We start from the raw sequence: 18900 nt of genomic DNA, 5'->3' as shown, positions 1-18900 counted from the left end.
CGCAAAGCGGGGGAGGAAACGCGTCACGCAAACGCCGGTGAACTTTTCAACTGCTGGTACGCCGCGATCACGTCCTGCAGCCGCTGCTCGAAGCTGCGGTCGCCGCCATTGCGATCCGGGTGATAGCGGCGCACGAGGTCCGAATAGCGCCGCCTCAGCATCCCGCGATCGGCATCGACGTCGAGTTCCAGCACGCGCATCGCCTCGCGGTCGCGGCCGGACAGGGGTTTGCCGTCCTTGCGCTCCTGCGGCATCCGGTCGCGGAAGCGCGCCTGGATCGCGTCGAGCGGATCAGCGAAGTCGGCCCAGCGCGGCGGCCGGTCGGCGCCGCCCGCGGCATTGAATGCGCGCGTCTCGCGCTCCCAGCCGGAAAAGGGCCGCTGGGCGTCGTTGATCTCCTCGGTGCTCATGCCCTTGAAGAAATTATAGCCCGAATTGAACGCGCGGACATGGTCGAGGCACAGCCAGCGGAACGGCGGCGGACCGTCGCCCGTCGATCTCGCGCCCTCGACCAGCGGCGCGCGGAATTCGCCCGGCTCGCTGCATCCCGGCTCGGCGCACAGCCGTCCTTCCGCCTCCACCCGACCGTGGAACCGTGCGTTCGGTCGGTCCTTTCTCGGTTGCCCCGAAGCCACGCTTACTCCCTCGAACAAACCGCCTATATAAGCGCCATGTCCGATCCCGCTACCGGCCCGCTGGCCCCGATCATCACTTCCCGCCTCACCGACGCGCTCGCCCCGTCGCACCTCGAGGTGATCAACGACAGCCACCATCATTCCGGCCATCTCGGGGACGACGGCACCGGCGAATCGCACTGGACCGTGATTGTCGAAAGCGGGGCTTTTGCCGGCCAGTCGCGCGTTCAGCGCCAGCGGTTGGTGAACCGGGCGCTCGCCGACCTTCTCGAATCGCGCATCCATGCGCTGGCGATCAAGGCCCGCGCCCCGGGAGAATGAACATGGCGTACACGCTGTGGTATTGGGCGGAGATCCAGGGCCGGGGCGAATTCGTCCGCCTGCCGATGGAGGCAGCGGGCATCGCCTATGTCGATGCGGCGCGCGATCGCGGCAGCGACGCGCTGATCGCCGACATGAAGACGCATCCGACCCGCCGGCCGTTCGCGCCGCCCTATCTCGACACCGGCGGCCAGGTGATCGCGCAGGTCGCCAACATCCTGCAGTGGCTGGGCGCGCATCACGACATCGCCCCCGACGACGAAGCCGGCCGCACCTGGCTGAACGAAGTGCAGCTGACCGTCACCGACTTCGTCGCCGAGGTGCATCAGGTCCATCACCCGGTCGGCGTCGGCGCCTATTACGAGGACCAGAAGGCCGAGGCGGCGCGCATCTCGACCGAGTTTCGCGAGGAGCGGATGCCAAAGTTCCTCGGCTGGTTCAGCGATGCGGTCGAGGGCGACTGGCTGCTCGGCGATCGCTGGAGCTATGGCGACACGTCGATCTTCCAGCTGGTCGAAGGGCTGCGCTACATGTTCCCCCGCCGGATGAAGACGCTGGAAGCGGACCACCCCCGGCTGGTGGCGGTCCGCGACCGCGTCGCCGCACTGCCCGGCATTGCCGCCTATCTGAAAAGCGATCGCCGCATCGCGTTCAACCAGGACGGCATCTTCCGCCATTATCCCGAGCTCGACGCCGAGTGAGCGAGCGCACGCCCCGCCCGGCCGCGCGGTTGCTGGTCACCGATCCGCAGGGACGCGTCCTGCTGTTCCGGTTCACTCCGGACGATCGCCCGCCCTTCTGGTGCACCGTCGGCGGCGCGCTGGACCCGGGCGAAAGCTATGAGGCGGCGGCACGTCGCGAACTGATCGAGGAGACGGGGATCGAGGCCGATCCCGGCCCTCAGATCGCGCGGCGCGTCGTCGAGTTCGTCACGATCGAAGGCGTGCCGGTGATCGCCGACGAACGCTATTTCCGGGTGAGGCTGGACCGTGAGGAACCGGCCGGGATCGCCATCGACACGCGCGGCCATACGCCGCTGGAACAGCGCGTCATGCAGGAGTGGCGCTGGTTCGACCGAGCTGCCATTCTTGCCCATGACGAGCCGATCTTTCCCGAGGACCTGCTGGTCCTGCTGGACATCATGGAGCCTGCCGCATGACCGACGACGATCCTTTCATCCAGACGATCGAGCCGGTCACGCATGACCTGGGCGGGTTCAAGGTCCATCGCACGCTGCCGTCGCGTCCGCGCACGATGGTCGGGCCGTTCATCTTCTTCGATCAGATGGGCCCGGCGCATCTCGAGGTGGGCAACGGCATCGATGTTCGCCCCCACCCGCATATCAACCTCGCGACCGTGACCTATCTTTACGCCGGAGCGATCGACCATCGCGATTCGCTGGGCACCTTCGCCACGATCGAGCCCGGCGCGGTCAACCTGATGACCGCGGGCCGCGGCATCGTCCATTCGGAACGCTCGCCGTCGGGCGAACGGGAAAAGGGACCCGACCTGTCGGGCATTCAGACCTGGCTCGCCTTGCCCGAACGCTATGAAGAGATCGCTCCCGCGTTCGAGCATGTGCCGGCCGCCCGCCTGCCGGTGATCGACGCGCATGGCGCCAAGGCGCGCATCATCATGGGCAGCCTGTGGGGCGAATCGGCGCCCACCACCGTCTATGCCGGCACCATCTACGCCGACATCCTGCTCGAACCCGGCGCCAGTATCCCGATCGACGCCGGAGCCGACGAACGCGCGCTGTATCTGTCGATGGGAGAGGCGAGCGTCGACGGCATGCCGATGGCGCCCCAGACGCTCTATGTGCTCCGACCCGGCGCATCGATGACCTTGCGATCGGAGACGGGCGGCCGCGTCGCCCTGTGCGGCGGTGAAGCGTTCAGGACCCCGCGCCATGTCTGGTGGAACTTCGTCTCGTCGAGCCGCGACCGAATCAACGAGGCCAAGCGCGACTGGAAGGAAGGCCGCTTCCCGGCGGTCCCCGGCGACGACAAGGAATGGATCCCCATCCCCGAAGTCCCCAAGACCGTCAGCTATCCCTGACCTTTCTCCCTCTCCCGCATGCGGGAAGGGGGCCGGGGGGTGGGCGCCCGCCCTCCCCGACTACCAACCGCGGTGACAACAGCGCCGCAAGACAAGATCGCCGCAGAACCCGGGCTCAGCCCGCGTTCGCGCAGAGCGCATAAACAGGAGAGAGACATGTCCGACGCCCTGACCCGTATCGCGCTCCCCACCGGGGTCGAACTCGACGTCGCCATCGCCGGCGACCCGACCCGGCCGGCGATGATCTTCCTCCATGGCTTTCCCGAATCGCATCGCACCTGGCGCCACCAGTTGGCAGAGCTGTCACGCGATCATTTCGTGGTCGCGCCGGATCAGCGCGGCTTCGCCCGCTCGTCAAAGCCCGAGGGGGTCGAGAATTACGCGCCGCAGATGGTCGTTTCCGACCTGCTGGCGCTGGCCGATCATCTCGGCATCGGCAGTTTCACGCTGGTCGGCCATGACTGGGGCGGGGCGATCGCCTGGATGGCGGCGCTGCAGAATCCCGGCCGGATCGAGCGGCTGATCATCCTGAACGCGCCGCACCCGCTGATCTTTCAGCGCACGCTGTTCGACGACCCGGCCCAGCGCGCCGCCAGCCAGTATATGACCGCCTTCCGCAATCCCGATATCGAGAAGCATATCGAGCGGATCGGCCTGGAGACCTTCTTCGACACCAGCTTCGCCAAGCATGTCGACCCGGCGCTGATCGCTCCGGAAAAGCCCGCCTATCTCGACGAATGGCGCCAGCCCGGCGCGATGACCGCGATGCTCAACTGGTACCGCGCCAGCATGATCAAGGTCCCCGCCCTGGACGAGGATCCCGAACGCCCGGCCTGGCTCGACGGGCCCTTCCCGCCGGTGACCCAGCCGACCCTGGTCATCTGGGGGATGAACGATTCCGCCCTGCTGCCCAGCCAGCTCGATGGCCTCGACGCGCAGGTGCCGAAGCTGACGATCGTGAAGATCGATGCGGGTCACTTCGTGCCGTGGGAGAAGCAAGAAGCGGTCAACGATGCGATCCGGCAGTGGCTGACCGCCAATCCGGTTGCCGGCGAGGGATAAGCCCGCCCCTCGCCCGTTCAGGCGAGCCAGTTGATCCACGCCCCATGCGCGTGCGACCGAGCGAGTACCTGCGGCTGCCCGTCGCCCGGCCAGTGGCGCACGACGAGTTCATGCTGCTGATAGGTATCGCGGTTCGCCTCCAGCGCGATCCATGCCAGCGGATGGTCGGTATCCGCCTCCGCCCCCGCCGCCTCGATGGCGCGGGTGATCCGCTCCTGCCGCGCCTCGCCAAGATATTGCCAGACGACCGAGTGCATCACGATGCGGGTCGTCCCCGCGGCCTGGGGCAGTGCGAGCGCCGCCTCGACGAACACGTCGGCATCCGCCCGAACCAGATCGGACGCCTTCGCCGCGGCCAGCCGGCCGGCAATCTCCAGCCGTTCGAATCGCTGCCGATGCTCGGGCCAGACATAGGCTTTCAGCCGCAGCAGCTGCGCCGGATCGCCCAGATCGACCGGCGCGACATCGCAGCCGCGCAAATGGACGATCTCCAGCCCAGAGGACGGCGGGGCGGGCGGCGGCGGGCCGCGCCATTCGGGCGCGAAACGCATCTCGGCATCCTCCGGTCCGACCAGCACGCCGCCCAGATCGTAGCGATAGCGATCCATCATCAGGTTGATGCCGGCGCTCGATCCGATCTCGATCCCGTCGAAGCGCGACGACAGCCCCTGCGCCGCCAGCCACAGCATCGCCGCGGCATAGTTGCTCGACCGCCCCGCCTCGTTGGTCTGCGGCGGCCCGTCGAGCCAGGGCATCAGCGCCGGCCCGTGCGCCGCGATCGCCGCGCCTACCAGCGACTCGGCATTGGCCATCCCGTCGGCCTCGCCGCGATAGAGCGGGCCAAGCGCCGGCTCGGCGCCCGACAGGGAGAGCGAATGGAGTCCGCCAGCCGCGCGCAGCGGCAGCGCATCCGACAGCGGATTCGATCCCGGCCAGTCGCGAATGGCGTTCGTGAAGGGCGTGTCCTCGCCCAGCGCAGCGGCGATGCTCTCGACCACCCGCGCGGTGATCGGGGCATCGTTCTTCCGGCAATAGTCGATCTGGTTCTCGAACGCCGCCTGCACCGCTTCCGTCATGCGCACCTCCGCTAAGCGGCGTGTTGCGCCTGCATCCCCCCACAAGTAAAGCCCGCGCACCATGCAAGAGCCGCTGATCATCGCCGTACCCAAGGGCCGCATCCTCGAAGAGTGCCTGCCCGTGCTCGCGCATGTCGGGATCATCCCCGAACCTGCCTTCGCGGACGAGGGCAGCCGGGCGCTGCGCTTTCGCACCAACACCCCCGGAATCGACCTGATCCGGGTGCGCGCATTCGACGTCGCGACCTTCGTCGCGCACGGCGCGGCACAGCTTGGCATCGTTGGATCGGACGTGATCGCCGAGTTCGCCTATTCGGAGCTCTATGCGCCCGTAGACCTCGACATCGGCCATTGCCGTCTGTCGGTCGCCGAGCCCGCCGACCTGGCGGCCAGGGACGATCCGCGCGGCTGGAGCCATGTCCGCATCGCCACCAAATATCCGCACGTCACCCAGGCGCATTTCGAGGCACGCGGCGTTCAGGCCGAATGCGTCAAGCTGAACGGCGCGATGGAGCTGGCGCCGGTGCTGGGCCTGGCGCCGCGCATCGTCGACCTCGTCTCCTCGGGCCGCACGTTGAAGGAAAACGGCCTGGTCGAGGTCGAGGTGATCGCCCAGGTCACCAGCCGGTTGATCGTCAACCGCGCCGCGTTCAAGACCCGCGCCACCGAGGTCGTGCCGCTGGTCGACGCCTTCCGGAAGGCAGTCGCATGATCCGCCTCGACGCCTCGGCCCCCGATTTCGCGACCGCCTTCGCCGCGCTGGTCGATGCCCGGCGCGAAGCCGATGAGGATGTCGCGCGCGACGTCGCAGCGATCGTCGCCCGCGTCCGCGACGAGGGCGACGCCGCGGTGCGCGACCTCACCCAACGGTTCGATCGCCACAGCCTCGACTGGCGGATCGACCGCGCCGACTGCCTTGCCGCATGGGAGGGCCTGCCGAGCGAGTTGCGCGACGCGCTCGAACTCGCCGCGGAGCGGATCGCCGCCTACCACCTCAAGCAGAAGCCCGAGGATCGCGACGAGATCGACTCGGCCGGCATCCGCCTGGGCGCCCGCTGGCGTCCGGTCGATGCCGCCGGCGTCTACGTCCCCGGCGGCCGCGCCGCCTATCCCAGCTCGGTGCTGATGAACGCGCTGCCCGCCAAGGCGGCGGGGGTCGGCCGGCTGGTGATGGTCACCCCGGCGCCCGACGGTCAGATCAACCCGCTCGTGCTGGCCGCCGCGCACCTTGCCGGCGTCGACGAGATCTGGCGGATCGGCGGGGCGCAGGCGATCGCCGCGCTTGCCTATGGCACCGAGACGATTGCGCCGGTCGATGTCATCACCGGCCCCGGCAATGCCTGGGTCGCCGAGGCGAAGCGCCAGCTGTACGGCGTGGTCGGGATCGACATGGTCGCCGGCCCGTCCGAGATCGTCGTCGTCGCCGACGCAAAGAACGACCCCGAATGGATCGCCGCCGACCTGCTGAGCCAGGCCGAACACGACCCGACCAGCCAGTCGATCCTGTTCACCGACGATGCCGCGTTCGGCGACCGCGTCGCCGAAGCGGTCGACCGTCAAATCGCCGTACTGGCGACGGGTGCGACCGCGCGGACCAGTTGGGACGCAAATGGCGCGATCATCGTCGTCCCGGATCTGGTCGATGCGCTGCCGCTGGTCGATCGGCTCGCGCCCGAGCATCTCGAACTTGCCTGCGACGATGCCGAGGCGCTGTTCGACGCGGTCCGCCACGCGGGATCGGTGTTCATCGGCCGCCACACGCCCGAGGCGATCGGCGACTATGTCGCGGGTCCCAACCATGTGCTGCCGACCGGGCGCCGCGCCCGTTTCGCCTCGGGCCTGTCGGTACTCGACTTCATGAAGCGCACCAGCTTCCTGGCGCTCGACGAGGCCGGCCTCGCCGCGATCGGCCCCGCCGCGGTCGCGCTCGCGGGGGCCGAGGGCCTGCCGGCCCATGCCCGATCCGTCTCCATCCGCCTGAACCAATAGCCCGTTCTGCGCCTGCCGATCGGTCGATGGCCCCTTCGCCGGCACTGCCGCGCGGAGGCCGCGACTTCGACAAGCGGCCAGAAGGGAGTAAGGGAATTCGAATCATGCCTAGTCCGACCGCAAAATCCCGTTCCAAGGCGCGCTCCGCGTCGCGCCTCGCCGCCGTCCAGGCACTCTATCAGCTCGAGATGGAGAAGCCCGCGCTGCCGCACCTGCTCCACGAGTTCCACCAGCACCGGCTGGGCGCGACGATCGAGGATGTCGAATATGCCGAGGCCGACGTCACCTTCTTCGACGATATCGTGAAGGGCGTCTTCGCCCGCCGCGAGGAGATCGATGCGCTGATCGCCGCGAAGCTGGCCGACGACTGGAGCTTCGACCGTCTCGACAAGCCGATGCGCCAGATCCTGCGCGCCGGCGCCTATGAGCTGATCGCGCGCAAGGACGTTCCGGTCGGCGCGGTCATCAACGAATATCTCGACGTCACCGACGCCTTCTACGATCGCCGCGAGAAAGGCTTCGTCAACGGCCTGCTCGACGCGCTCGCCAAGGAAGTCCGCGCCTGAACGAAGCCGAGTTCATCGCCGCGCTGCGCACCCTGCCGCTCCATGACGGCGCCGGTGCGCTGCGCGACGACACCGCCCGGCTGGGCGATCTGATCCTGACCACCGACACGATGGTCGAGGGCGTCCACTATCTCGCGACCGATCCGCCCGAGAGCGTCGGATGGAAGCTTGCCGCGGTGAACCTGTCCGACCTTGCGGCCAAGGGCGCCCGCCCCGAGGGATGCCTGCTCAATCATGCCTTGTCGGGCGAACCCGGCTGGGATGCGGCGTTCCTGCGCGGGCTGGGCGAGGCGCTTGCCTGCTATGCCATGCCGCTGCTGGGCGGCGACACGGTCGCGATGCCGAAGGGGGCGCCGCGCAGCTACAGCCTGACCGCGATCGGCCGCGCCGGTGCGCGCGTGCCGGTGCGCAGCAGCGCGCGCGCGGGCGACCGGCTCTGGGTCACCGGCACGATCGGCGACGCCGGCGCCGGGCTTGCTGTCGCGCGCGGCGGGACCGGACCCGAGCGATTGCTGGCACGCTATCGCCGGCCCGAACCCCGGCTGGCCGAAGGGCTCGACCTCGCCCCTCTGGTCCATGCGATGATGGATGTCTCCGACGGCGTCCTGATCGACGCGCTGCGCATGGCCGAGGCAAGCGCGCTGGCGGTCGAGATCGCGCTCGATCGGCTGCCGCTCGCGCCCGACTATCCGGGATCGCCGGTCGAGGCGGCGACCGCGGGCGATGACTATGAACTGTTGTTCGCCGCCCCCGACGGCTTCGTGCCCCCGGTCGCGGCCACGTGCATCGGCCGGTTCGACAACGGCACCGGGCTGAGACTGACATCGGCCGGCAGCCCCGTCATGCTCCCGGACTCGCTGGGTTTTTCCCACGCGACCTGAGGCGCTTGCGCTCGGTCCTTTCCCTTCTATACCTTGAAGGTCCAGGGGTGATCCCGCCGCAAACGAAGCGGGGGCCCGGCAGGACTTAGGGGAAGGATCCAAGCGTATGACGATCGTCTATGCGGCCATTGCCTGCGGCGTGCTTGCCGTCTTGTACGGAATAGTGACCAGCGGCCAGGTGCTCAGGGCACCCGCCGGCAACGAAAAGATGCAGGATATCGCGGCGGCCATCCAGGAGGGGGCTAAGGCCTATCTGGGTCGCCAGTATCTGACGATCGCCGTGGTCGGCGTCATCGTCGCGGTGGTGCTCGCGTTGACCCTCGGCCTGATCGCGACGGTCAGCTTCCTAGTCGGTGCCATCCTGTCGGGAGTCGCCGGGTTCGTCGGCATGCACATCTCGGTGCGCGCCAATGTCCGCACGGCGGAGGCTGCGCGCGGCTCGCTCCAGGGCGGCCTGACGATGGCGTTCCGCTCGGGCGCGATCACCGGCATGCTCGTGGCCGGCCTCGGCCTGCTCTCGATCGCCGGGCTGTTCTGGTATTTCGTGGCGGTCGCCGGCGAGGAAGCGAATTCGCGCGTCGTGATCGAGATGCTGACGGCGCTGGCGTTCGGTGCGTCGCTGATCTCGATCTTCGCCCGCCTGGGCGGCGGCATCTTCACCAAGGCCGCCGATGTCGGCGCCGACCTGGTCGGCAAGGTCGAGGCGGGCATTCCCGAGGACGATCCCCGCAATCCGGCGGTGATCGCGGACAATGTCGGCGACAATGTCGGCGACTGCGCCGGCATGGCGGCCGACCTGTTCGAGACCTATGTCGTCACCATCGGCCTCACCATGGTGTCGATCGCGCTGCTGATGGAGGCGCTCGTCGGCCAGGTGCTGATCGCGATGATGGCGCTGCCGCTGATCATCGGCGGCGTGTGCATCATCACCTCGATCATCGGTACCTACATGGTCCGGCTGGGCAAGAACCAGTCGATCATGGGGGCGCTGTACAAGGGCTTCTGGACCACGGTGATCCTGTCGATCCCGGCAATCTACTTCGCGACGGCGTGGGCACTGGGGTCCGCCAATCTGGGCATGAATGCCGAGATCGGCACGATCGGCGGCGCGAACCCGGCCAATCCGGCGGTGATCCAGATTACCGGCATGAAGCTGTTCTACTGCATGATGATCGGCCTGGCGGTCACCGGACTGCTGGTGTGGATCACCGAATATTACACCGGCACCAATTATCGTCCGGTCAAGTCGATCGCCAAGGCGTCGGTCACCGGCCACGGCACCAACGTCATCCAGGGCCTGGCGATCAGCCTGGAATCGACCGCGCTGCCAACGCTCGTGATCGTCGTCGCGGTCATCTCGACCTATCAGATCGCGGGCATCATCGGCGTCGCCTTCGCCGCCACCGCGCTGCTGGCGCTGGCCGGCATGGTCGTGGCGCTCGACGCCTATGGCCCGGTCACCGACAATGCCGGCGGCATCGCCGAGATGGCGGGCCTCGAGGACGAGGTCCGGCACCGGACCGACGCGCTCGATGCGGTGGGCAACACGACCAAGGCGGTGACCAAGGGCTATGCGATCGGATCGGCGGCGCTCGCGGCGCTGGTGCTGTTCGGCGCCTATACCACCGATCTCGACCATTATTCGGTCGCGCTCGGCCTCACCGGTCCGGTCGATTTCTCGCTCAGCAATCCCTACGTCATCGTCGGGCTGCTGCTCGGTGCGCTGCTCCCCTATCTGTTCGGCGCGTTCGGCATGACCGCAGTGGGCCGCGCGGCGGGATCTGTCGTCGAGGATGTCCGCAACCAGTTCCGCGACAATCCGGGGATCATGGCGGGCACCAGTCGTCCCAATTACGGCCGCACCGTCGACATCGTCACCAAGGCAGCGATCAAGGAGATGATCATTCCCTCGCTGCTGCCGGTGCTCAGCCCGATCGCGGTCTATTTCATCATCGCCGAGGTGGGCGGCAAGTCGCAGGGCTTCGCCGCGCTGGGCGCGATGCTGCTGGGCGTCATCGTCTCAGGCCTGTTCGTCGCCATCTCGATGACCTCGGGCGGCGGCGCATGGGACAATGCCAAGAAATATATCGAGGACGGCAATTACGGCGGCAAGGGATCGGAAGCGCACAAGGCTGCCGTGACCGGCGACACCGTGGGCGATCCGTACAAGGACACGGCCGGCCCGGCGGTGAACCCGATGATCAAGATCACCAACATCGTCGCGCTGCTGCTGCTCGCCGCACTCGCGGGTGGCGGCACCGTCTGATCGACCCCATGGCCCGCCCGGAGCGATCCGGGCGGGGTGTTGTTTTACGAGTGTACAACAGGTTTCAGTCGAGGCCGGCGAACCAGTCGGCATAGACGGTGGTGCGCGCCATGTGGCGGTTGAGGTCGGGGGCGCCGTCTTTCCACCAGACCGGTCCGCGCTCGCCCAGCGCCACCTTGGCGGCATCGACCGCGGCGTGGGCGGCATCCTCGGCTGCCCGGTCCCCGGCCTTCCGGCTCGTCGCGACGGCGCGGCGGGCGCGCATGAGGTCGCGAACCAGTTCGGCCGCGCGGGCCTGGGGCAGCGCAGGATTTTTCCTGCGCCATAATCGGCCGCGCACGACGAAATAGCGGCCGTCGGGCGTGACCGGATGCTCCTTCGCCATCAGCGCAGCTGGCTGTCCTTGCTGCCGCGGCGGTTGATCGTCGAATGCGCGATGCTCGCGTCGCGCTCGCGCTGGCAGGCGATGCAGGTCCGGCTGCCCGGCTGTGCCTTGCGCCGCGCCTGCGAAATCTCGTCGCCGCAATCGTCGCAGAAGCGCGCGCCCTCGCCCGCCGCCATCCGCGCCCGCGCGCCGCGCACCGCGTCCGCCACGGTGTCGTCGATCTGATCCTGCACCGCGCCATCGGGTGCCCAGCCATTCGCCATGAATTCCTCCGTCGCGTCTCAACCCGCCCGGGGTGCCAGCGTTCCCGGCGCGCTTCTTCGCGTCCGGCACTGGCGAAAGCCCTGCCGGCTCCCCATATGGAAACTATCGCGCCGACCGCTCACGAGCATGGCGCGGCTGAGAGTCGCATCGTGCTCCCGCTCGGACGTGGAGCATCCCCGTGCCCTCGACCCGTATTCCAGATCCCGCGATTGTTCGCCCCCCTGCCCTGATGACGGCTTGCGCCTGAAACGGACCGGATCGACACCCTCGTCTCAAGGAGAGTTTCATGGCCAAAGGTCAGCAGAAAAGCAGCCGCGAAGCCCGCAAGCCCAAGAAGGTCGAGCCGCCCAAGCAGAATGCGTCGAACCCGTCGCAAAAGGGCAAGCCGGCCGATCCGGAGACGCGCAAGTCATAAGCCGATAGCCGCCGATACCTGCGATGCGCCGATGCGCGGTCGCCGCCCGATCCTGAAAGGACCAATCATGCAGCCCACCCTCACCCTGTGCCGTACCCAGGAAGCCTATCAGCGCACGCTCGCTGCCGCCGCCACGCTCGAGAACGTCCGCTCGAAGGCGAATGCCGCAGCAACCGCCTGGGCCAAGGAAGGCGCCGCCGCATTGTTGCGCGAAACCCGCAAGACGCGGCAGATCCTGATCGTCGAGCAGGACGACGGCGATGACGGGATGCGAGCGAGCGACGTGCGCGCGCTGAGCGAAAATCCCGATCGCGGGTTCGTGACCGCGTGACCGGAACAAGGGCCGCGCGGGTTTGTTCGCCCGGCCCTTGAATATCCTGCGCCCGTCCCCATATGAATCGCGTATCGTCGCCTGCGACGGAAATTGACGCGCTTCGCCGATCTTCCCTTTCTCGCTGCCTTGCATCGTCCGCACCCCTGCGGACGGTTCCCTCGTGTTTCGTGAAAGGAACATCCTATGCCGATCGGCACCGTAAAATTCTTCAATATCGACAAGGGCTATGGCTTTATTTCTCCCGAAGGCGGCGGAAATGACAGCTTCGTCCATATCAGCGCGGTCGAACGCGCCGGCATGTCGACGCTGCAGCAGAACCAGCGCGTCTCGTACGAGATCGAAGCGGACCAGCGCGGCAAGTCGTCCGCGGTGAACCTGCAGGCGCAAGACTGATCGCGTTGCCGGCCTGACGCCTTGGGGCGCGGGCCGGCAGACGTATCGCCGATACGAACGGGCGGGTGCGACAGGTCGCACCCGCCCGTTCGCGTTTCAGCCGACGCGGCGACGAACCGCCGACGAGGACCGTGCCGTGGAACCCAGACTCATCCTCGCCTACGCGCTGATTGTCCTCATGATCGTCGCGGTCGCGGGAACCATCGCCTATCGGATCCACCATTCCCATCAACGGACCTATCACCGGCGCCTGCGTCGCGAACATCGGCTCTATGCCGATCGCGAGCCGAGGGAACACGGCGAGGCGCCGGACGCCTCCTGACCGTCAGGCCAGGGCAGGCAGTCGGTCGATCAGCTTGTCGAGCGTGACCGGATAGTCGCGCACGCGCACCCCGCAGGCGTTGTAGACCGCGTTCGCCACCGCCGCACCGACGCCGCAGATGCCGAGTTCGCCCACCCCCTTTGCCTTCATCGGCGAGGAATATTCGTCGGCTTCGTCGAGGAAGATCACCTCCTGGTGCGGGATGTCGGCATGGACCGGCACCTCATAGCCGGCGAGGTCGTGGTTGACGAAGAAGCCGAAGCGCTTGTCGACCGCCATCTCCTCCATCAGCGCGGCCCCCACGCCCATCGTCATCGCCCCGATCACCTGGCTGCGCGCGGACTTGGGATTGAGGATGCGTCCCGCCGCGCACACCGCCAGCATCCGCCGCACCCGGATCTCGCCGGTATGGGCATGCACCGCCGCCTCGACGAAGTGCGCGCCGAAGGTCGAGAGCTGATAGGTCTTGGTCAGGTCGCCATATTCGATGAAATCCTCGGCCGAGAGCGGACCGTCCTTTGCCGCGTCCGCCAGACGCACCGCCCGATTGCCCGATTTGACCCGTCCGCCGGAAAATTCCGCATCGCCGGCATTGAAGCCGAGCTTCGCCGACACCGCCTCGCGCAGCTTCACGCAGGCGGCATAGACGCCGGCGGTCGAATTCATCGCGCCGAACTGCCCGCCCGATCCCGCCGATACCGGGAATGCGGAATCGCCCAGCCGGACGGTCACCTTGTCGACCGGCACGCCCATCATCTCGGCCGCGGTCTGGGCGATGATCGTGTAGCTGCCGGTGCCGATATCGGTCATGTCGGTCTCGACCGTCACCGCGCCGCCCGTCTCGAGCCGGACGCGCGCGCCCGACTTCATCGTCGGGCTGTTGCGGAACGCCGCCGCCATGCCCATCCCGACCAGCCAGGCGCCGTCGCGCACTTGGCCCGGCCGCGGGTTGCGCCGGCTCCAGCCGAACGTCGCCGCACCTTCCTCCAGGCACTTCACCAGCTGGCGCTCCGAAAAGCGCCGCTCGGGCTTTTCCGGATCGATCTGCGTATCGTTCAGCACGCGCAGCGCGACCGGGTCCAGGCCCAGTTTTTCGGCAAGCTCGTCCATTGCGATCTCGAGCGCCATCATCCCCGGCGCCTCGCCCGGCGCACGCATCGAATTGCCCTCTGGCAGGTCGAGCGCCGCGAGCCGCAGCGCGGTCATCCGGTTGGCGGCGGCATAGAGCAGCCGCGTCTGCGCGGTTGCGCCTTCGGGCCGTCCGCCCGGCAAATTGCCCGACAGGCTCTCGTGCCCGATCGCGGTCAGCCGTCCGTCGCGCTCGGCGCCAAGCCGGATGCGCTGGATCGTCGCGGGCCGGTGGACGGTGTTGTTCATCACCTGCGGTCGCGCCAGCGCCAGCTTCACCGGACGCCCGGCGACGCGCGCCGCGACCGCGGCAAGCACCGCGTCCGACCGGATCCAGAGTTTCGCGCCGAAGCCGCCGCCGACATAGGGCGACAGGACCCGGATCTTCTCGGCGGGCATGCCCAGCGTCTTGGCAAGGTCGCGCACCGCCCAGGCGATCATCTGGTTCGAGGTCCACAAGGTCAGCCGGTCGCCGTCCCATGCCGCGATGGAGGCGTGCGGCTCCATCATCGCATGGCTCTGGTCGGGCGTCGAATAGGTCGCATCGATCGTCACCGGCGCCTTGGCGAAGGCGCCGTCGAAATCACCGATCACATAGGGTTCGGGCACCGGCCGGCCCGAACTGCTCGTCATCGGCGCGCTGTCGCGGGTCGCGGCCAGGTCGAAGCTGCCCTTGTCGCGGGCATAGTCGACGCGGACGAGCCCGGCGGCATGGCGGGCCTGTTCGAACGTCTCGGCCACCACCACGGCGACCGCCTGGTCGTAATGCTGGATCTCGGGGCCGGCGAGCAGCTTCGCGACATTGCTCTGCGACAAGGCAAGCGTCCCGGCATTCTCCGAGGTCACCACCGCGACGACGCCGGGCGCGCGTCGCGCCTCGGCGGTGTCGATGCGGCGGATCCGGCCCTTGGCGATCGCCGATCCGACCAGATAGCCATAGGCCTGGTTCGGAACGACATCATGCCGTTCATAGGCATAGGGCGCGAAGCCGGTGGTCTTGAGCGGGCCGTCGATCCGGGACAGCGGCTTTCCGACCACGGCCATGCGGTCGATCGGGTTGGCGCCTTCGGGCTTCTCGAACTTCATGGCTCAGCCCCTCGCTTCGGCGATGACCGCGGCGAGCGTACGCTCGACCAGCGGCACCTTGAACGCATTGTCGCGCGTCGGCTTCGCGCCGGCAAGCAGTCCGGACGCGACCGGCTTCGCGCCGCGCGGCAGATCGGCCTCCGCCGCCTCGACCCGCCACGGGCGGGGGGCGATGCCGCCCACCGCGACCCGCCCGCTGCCGTCGCGCTGGATCACCGCCGCGACGGACACCAGCGCAAAGGCGTAGGACGCGCGGTCGCGCACCTTGTGATAGACGTGTCGCCCGCCAAGCGGGGGCGGCAATGTCACCGCGGTGATCAGCTCGCCCGGCTGGAGCGCGGTATCGAGCTGCGGAGTATCACCCGGCAGGCGGTGGAACTCGGCGATCGGGATGGTGCGCGTCGCACCGTCACCCTTGACCGTCTCGACCCCCGCATCCAGCAGCCGCATCGCCACCGCCATGTCGCCGGGATAGGTGGCGATGCACGCCTCGCTGGACCCGATCACCGCCAGCTGGCGGCTATAGCCGCCGATCGCGGCGCAGCCCGAGCCGGGCTGGCGCTTGTTGCAGGGCTGGCGCGTGTCGTAGAAATAGGGGCAGCGCGTCCGCTGGAGCAGGTTGCCCGCGGTCGTCGCCTTGTTGCGCAACTGGCCGCTGGCGCCCGCCAGCACCGCGCGCGACAGCACGCCATAGTCCTTGCGCACCCTTTTGTCGGCCGCCAGCGCGGTGTTGCGCGCCAGCGCGCCGATGCGCAGCCCGCCCTCGCTGGTCGCCTCGATCGTGTCGAGGCCGATGCCATTGACATCGATCAGGTGCGTCGGCGCCTCGATCTCCAGCTTCATCAGGTCGAGCAGATTGGTGCCGCCCGCGATGAAGCGGGCACCCTGCACCCGGGCCGCTGCCGCGGCGGCTTCCTGCGGGCTGGTCACGCGCTCATAGGTGAACGGCCTCATTTGCGGCCTCCGCCGGCGACTTCGGTCATCGCATCGAGAATGTTGGAATAGGCGCCGCAGCGGCAGATATTGCCGCTCATCCGCTCGCGCATCTCGGCATTGGTCGCGCGCGGTTTCGCGTTCAGGTCCGCGGTCGCATGGCTGGGGATGCCCGCCTTGATCTCGCCCAGCACCGCGACTGCCGAGCAGATCTGACCCGGCGTGCAATAGCCGCACTGATAGCCGTCATGCTTCACGAAGGCAGCCTGCATCGGATGCAGCTTGTCGGGCGTGCCCAGCCCCTCGATCGTCGTGATCCGGTCCCCCTCGTGCATCACCGCCAGGCTGAGACAGGAATTGATCCGCTGCCCATCGACGATCACGGTGCAGGCGCCGCACTGGCCATGGTCGCAGCCCTTCTTGCTGCCGGTCAGGTGCAGATGCTCGCGCAGCGCGTCGAGCAGCGTCGTGCGCGTATCGACCTCGATCTCCCGCTTTCTGCCGTTCACCTCGAACGATACCGGCATGCGCGTGGGTGCAGCCTGTTGCATGCTTGCATCCTCATCCGATTGTGCCTGGGCGCCCGGCACCGCGGCAGCGGCCGCCGTGGCGGCGCCGCAAACCAGCATCCCGCGCCTGGAAAGCTCCAGCGATCCGCGATTCATCTCCGCCTTGCTCCCTGTTCAGCCCGGTTGGGATGATCGTGCCTCAGGATCCGAGGCAGGACCAGCCCAAGCAGACGGCATGCGGTCACATCCGTCATTCATCAAACCACCATGCGACCGCTTGGTTCATTCAGGTCGCGTCACCGCCCGGTCATGCGCTCCAGCGCCGTGGGATAGCGATCGCCCTGAACCTCGATTTGCGAGGCCGCCTGGTCGATGCCGCGAATGTCCGCCTCGTCCAGAACGAGTTCGGTCGCCCCGATATTCTCGTCCAGGCGATCGAGCCGGGTGGTTCCGGGGATCGGCACGATCCAGGGCTTGCGCGCCAGCAGCCAGGCAAGCGCAACCTGCGCCGGCGTCGCCCCCTTGCCCGCCGCGACCCCGGCGATCAGGTCGACCAGCGCCTGGTTCGCGGCGCGTGCCTCGGTCGAGAAGCGCGGCAATCCGGCGCGGAAATCTCCCTTCTCGAATTCGGTGTCGGCGCTCATCGCTCCGGTCAGGAAACCGCGACCGAGCGGGCTGTACGGCACCAGGCCGATCCCAAGCGCTTCGATCAGCGGCAGGATCTCCGCCTCCAGCGTGCGCCACCAGATCGAATATTCGCTCTGCAGCGCAGTGACGGGGGTGACGCCGTGCGCGCGGCGGATCGTGTCCGCGCCCGCTTCGGACAGGCCGAAATGGCGCACCTTGCCTTCGCGAATGAGGTCGCCGACCGTCCCGGCGACGTCCTCGATCGGAACCGCGGGATCGACGCGATGCTGATAGAACAGGTCGATGACGTCGGTGCGCAGCCGCGTGAGCGACGCCTCCGCCACCGCCCGGATATGCTCGGGCCGGCTGTCCACGCCCGATCCGCGCGACGCGTCGTCGATCGCGAAGCCGAACTTGGTCGCGATCGTCACCCGGTCGCGGAGCGGCTGCAGCGCTTCGCCCAGCAGATCCTCATTGGTATAGGGGCCATAGACTTCGGCGGTGTCGAAGAAGGTCACGCCGCGATCGACCGCACCGCGCAGCACGCGGATCATCTCGCCGCGGTCCTTGGGCGCGCCGTACGCATGGCTCATCCCCATGCACCCAAGCCCGATCGCCGAAACCTCCAGCCCGCTCTTTCCCAATATGCGTGTGCGCATGCCCGTGTCTCCTTCGCGGTGGATATGGGCGCGATGACAGGTGGCGATTAGGTTTATAGATGCGCATGTAGCGATATTGGAGATTCATCAATGAAGCGCGAGGATCTGCTCGACCTCAACGCCTTCGCGGCGGTCGCCGAGGATCGCAGCTTCACCCGCGCCGCGGCGAAGCTGGGCACCTCGCAATCGGCGCTGAGCCATACGCTGCGCCGGCTGGAGGCGCGGCTGGGCGTGCGGCTGCTCACCCGCACCACGCGCCAGGTCATGCCGACCGAGGCGGGCGAGCGACTGCTGGCAACGCTGCGCCCCGCGCTCGACCGGATCAGCGACGAATTGTCGGCGCTCAGCGAGTTGCGCGACAAGCCCGCGGGAACGGTCCGGATCACCTGTGCGCAGCATGCCGCGGAGACGATCCTGTGGCCCGCGATCGAGCGGCTGATGCCGCATTATCCGGACGTGTGCGTCGAGGTGAGCATCGACCTTGGCCTGATCGACATCGTCGCCGAGCGGTTCGATGCCGGCATCCGGCTGGGCGAGCATGTCGCGCGCGACATGATCGCGGTTCCGGTCAGCGGCGAGAAGCGGATGGCGGTGGTCGCGTCGCCCGACTATCTCGCGCGGCGGGGGACGCCGCGGATGCCGCAGGACGTCACCGCGCACAGCTGCATCAACCTGCGACTGCCGACGCTGGGCGGCCTGTATGCCTGGGAGTTCAGCAAGGCCGGACGCGAGCTGAAGGTGCGCGTCGAGGGGCAGCTGGTGTTCAACAACGTCGCCATGATCCTGCGGGCGGCGGCTGCGGGCTTCGGCCTGGCCTGCGTGGTCGAGGACCAGGTGCTGCCGCACATCGCCGACGGCCGGCTGGTCCGCGTGCTGGAGGACTGGTGCGAACCCTTTGCCGGCTATTATCTCTATTATCCCAGCCGGCGGCAGCCATCGCCCGCCTTCGCGCTGCTGGTCGAGGCGCTGCGCGTGCGGGGATAAGCATGCA

The 18900-nt window shown here is 68.1% G+C and carries 23 protein-coding genes; 15 read left to right on the top strand and 8 right to left on the bottom strand.

Annotated elements, in window-relative coordinates:
• Window positions 1-23 precede the first annotated feature (23 nt).
• Window positions 24-635 (bottom strand): J domain-containing protein, encoded by a 612-nt coding sequence (locus TPR58_RS20190; RefSeq protein WP_428835740.1) that lies wholly within the window; start codon window positions 633-635, stop codon window positions 24-26.
• Window positions 636-671: 36 nt separating this feature from the next.
• Between TPR58_RS20190 and TPR58_RS20185 the strand changes: the two genes are divergently transcribed.
• The 5 genes from TPR58_RS20185 to TPR58_RS20165 all read left to right on the top strand — a co-directional run bounded on the left by TPR58_RS20185 (window position 672) and on the right by TPR58_RS20165 (window position 4076).
• Window positions 672-956, top strand: a complete 285-nt coding sequence (locus tag TPR58_RS20185; protein ID WP_346248562.1) for a BolA family protein — start codon at window positions 672-674, stop codon at window positions 954-956.
• A 2-nt stretch (window positions 957-958) separates the two neighbouring features.
• On the top strand, window positions 959-1657 hold the full coding sequence (locus TPR58_RS20180) for a glutathione S-transferase (protein WP_346248561.1): 699 nt from the start codon (window positions 959-961) through the stop codon (window positions 1655-1657).
• Window positions 1654-2115, top strand: a complete 462-nt coding sequence (locus TPR58_RS20175) for an NUDIX hydrolase (RefSeq protein ID WP_346248560.1) — start codon at window positions 1654-1656, stop codon at window positions 2113-2115. Before TPR58_RS20180 ends, TPR58_RS20175 begins: the two co-directional genes overlap by 4 nt.
• Window positions 2112-3014: a pirin family protein gene (locus TPR58_RS20170; protein WP_346248559.1), complete on the top strand. Its 903-nt coding sequence runs from the start codon at window positions 2112-2114 to the stop codon at window positions 3012-3014. Before TPR58_RS20175 ends, TPR58_RS20170 begins: the two co-directional genes overlap by 4 nt.
• Window positions 3015-3170: 156 nt before the next feature.
• On the top strand, window positions 3171-4076 hold the full coding sequence (locus TPR58_RS20165) for an alpha/beta fold hydrolase (RefSeq protein WP_346248558.1): 906 nt from the start codon (window positions 3171-3173) through the stop codon (window positions 4074-4076).
• A gap of 17 nt (window positions 4077-4093) precedes the next feature.
• On the opposite strand, the gene TPR58_RS20160 is transcribed toward TPR58_RS20165, so the two are convergent.
• Window positions 4094-5152, bottom strand: coding sequence for a DUF2332 domain-containing protein (locus TPR58_RS20160; RefSeq protein ID WP_346248557.1), 1059 nt, complete (start codon window positions 5150-5152; stop codon window positions 4094-4096).
• A gap of 61 nt (window positions 5153-5213) precedes the next feature.
• Here TPR58_RS20160 and hisG point away from each other — a divergent pair, with 61 nt between their 5' ends.
• From hisG to TPR58_RS20135, 5 genes are all read left to right on the top strand, one after another.
• Window positions 5214-5864, top strand: a complete 651-nt coding sequence (gene hisG / locus TPR58_RS20155; RefSeq protein WP_346248556.1) for an ATP phosphoribosyltransferase — start codon at window positions 5214-5216, stop codon at window positions 5862-5864.
• Window positions 5861-7141: a histidinol dehydrogenase gene (gene hisD, locus TPR58_RS20150; RefSeq protein ID WP_346248555.1), complete on the top strand. Its 1281-nt coding sequence runs from the start codon at window positions 5861-5863 to the stop codon at window positions 7139-7141. Before hisG ends, hisD begins: the two co-directional genes overlap by 4 nt.
• A gap of 104 nt (window positions 7142-7245) precedes the next feature.
• Window positions 7246-7707, top strand: coding sequence for a transcription antitermination factor NusB (gene nusB, locus TPR58_RS20145; protein WP_346248554.1), 462 nt, complete (start codon window positions 7246-7248; stop codon window positions 7705-7707).
• The gene (thiL, locus tag TPR58_RS20140) at window positions 7704-8588 is read left to right on the top strand and encodes a thiamine-phosphate kinase (protein WP_428835742.1); all 885 of its coding nucleotides are present in this window, start codon (window positions 7704-7706) and stop codon (window positions 8586-8588) included. The genes nusB and thiL overlap by 4 nt, the downstream gene beginning before the upstream one ends.
• A 106-nt stretch (window positions 8589-8694) precedes the next feature.
• Window positions 8695-10854 (top strand): sodium-translocating pyrophosphatase, encoded by a 2160-nt coding sequence (locus TPR58_RS20135; RefSeq protein ID WP_346248553.1) that lies wholly within the window; start codon window positions 8695-8697, stop codon window positions 10852-10854.
• Window positions 10855-10918: 64 nt separating this feature from the next.
• On the opposite strand, the gene TPR58_RS20130 is transcribed toward TPR58_RS20135, so the two are convergent.
• Together TPR58_RS20130 and TPR58_RS20125 are read right to left on the bottom strand one after the other, a co-directional pair.
• Window positions 10919-11239, bottom strand: coding sequence for a hypothetical protein (locus TPR58_RS20130; RefSeq protein ID WP_346248552.1), 321 nt, complete (start codon window positions 11237-11239; stop codon window positions 10919-10921).
• Window positions 11239-11502: a DksA/TraR family C4-type zinc finger protein gene (locus tag TPR58_RS20125; protein WP_346248551.1), complete on the bottom strand. Its 264-nt coding sequence runs from the start codon at window positions 11500-11502 to the stop codon at window positions 11239-11241. The genes TPR58_RS20130 and TPR58_RS20125 overlap by 1 nt, the downstream gene beginning before the upstream one ends.
• Before the next feature lie 287 nt (window positions 11503-11789).
• Here TPR58_RS20125 and TPR58_RS20120 point away from each other — a divergent pair, with 287 nt between their 5' ends.
• The 4 genes from TPR58_RS20120 (at window position 11790) to TPR58_RS20105 (ending at window position 12967) form a co-directional block, all read left to right on the top strand.
• The gene (locus tag TPR58_RS20120) at window positions 11790-11918 is read left to right on the top strand and encodes a hypothetical protein (RefSeq protein WP_346248550.1); all 129 of its coding nucleotides are present in this window, start codon (window positions 11790-11792) and stop codon (window positions 11916-11918) included.
• Between the two features lie 67 nt (window positions 11919-11985).
• Window positions 11986-12249 carry a hypothetical protein gene (locus tag TPR58_RS20115; RefSeq protein ID WP_346248549.1) on the top strand — a complete coding sequence of 88 codons (264 nt, stop codon included), beginning with the start codon at window positions 11986-11988 and terminating at the stop codon, window positions 12247-12249.
• A gap of 186 nt (window positions 12250-12435) precedes the next feature.
• Window positions 12436-12645: a cold-shock protein gene (locus TPR58_RS20110; protein WP_346248548.1), complete on the top strand. Its 210-nt coding sequence runs from the start codon at window positions 12436-12438 to the stop codon at window positions 12643-12645.
• A 178-nt stretch (window positions 12646-12823) separates the two neighbouring features.
• Window positions 12824-12967, top strand: a complete 144-nt coding sequence (locus tag TPR58_RS20105) for a hypothetical protein (RefSeq protein ID WP_346248547.1) — start codon at window positions 12824-12826, stop codon at window positions 12965-12967.
• 3 nt (window positions 12968-12970) lie between these two features.
• On the opposite strand, the gene paoC is transcribed toward TPR58_RS20105, so the two are convergent.
• The 4 genes from paoC to TPR58_RS20085 all read right to left on the bottom strand — a co-directional run bounded on the left by paoC (window position 12971) and on the right by TPR58_RS20085 (window position 17909).
• Window positions 12971-15181, bottom strand: a complete 2211-nt coding sequence (paoC, locus tag TPR58_RS20100; RefSeq protein ID WP_346248546.1) for an aldehyde oxidoreductase molybdenum-binding subunit PaoC — start codon at window positions 15179-15181, stop codon at window positions 12971-12973.
• A 3-nt stretch (window positions 15182-15184) separates the two neighbouring features.
• On the bottom strand, window positions 15185-16135 hold the full coding sequence (locus TPR58_RS20095) for an FAD binding domain-containing protein (protein WP_346248545.1): 951 nt from the start codon (window positions 16133-16135) through the stop codon (window positions 15185-15187).
• The gene (gene paoA, locus TPR58_RS20090; RefSeq protein ID WP_346248544.1) at window positions 16132-16779 is read right to left on the bottom strand and encodes an aldehyde dehydrogenase iron-sulfur subunit PaoA; all 648 of its coding nucleotides are present in this window, start codon (window positions 16777-16779) and stop codon (window positions 16132-16134) included. The genes TPR58_RS20095 and paoA overlap by 4 nt, the downstream gene beginning before the upstream one ends.
• Window positions 16780-16919: 140 nt before the next feature.
• Window positions 16920-17909: an aldo/keto reductase gene (locus TPR58_RS20085; protein WP_346248543.1), complete on the bottom strand. Its 990-nt coding sequence runs from the start codon at window positions 17907-17909 to the stop codon at window positions 16920-16922.
• Window positions 17910-17999: 90 nt separating this feature from the next.
• Between TPR58_RS20085 and TPR58_RS20080 the strand changes: the two genes are divergently transcribed.
• Complete coding sequence (locus tag TPR58_RS20080; protein ID WP_346248542.1) at window positions 18000-18893, top strand: LysR family transcriptional regulator; 894 nt, start codon at window positions 18000-18002, stop codon at window positions 18891-18893.
• Window positions 18894-18900 lie beyond the last annotated feature (7 nt).

The organism is Sphingomonas rustica, assembly GCF_039652585.1.
Taxonomy (GTDB): Bacteria; Pseudomonadota; Alphaproteobacteria; order Sphingomonadales; family Sphingomonadaceae; genus Sphingomonas; species Sphingomonas rustica.
The sequence above is the reverse complement of the archived record's forward strand: the minus strand, read 5'-3'. Positions and strand labels throughout refer to the sequence as shown.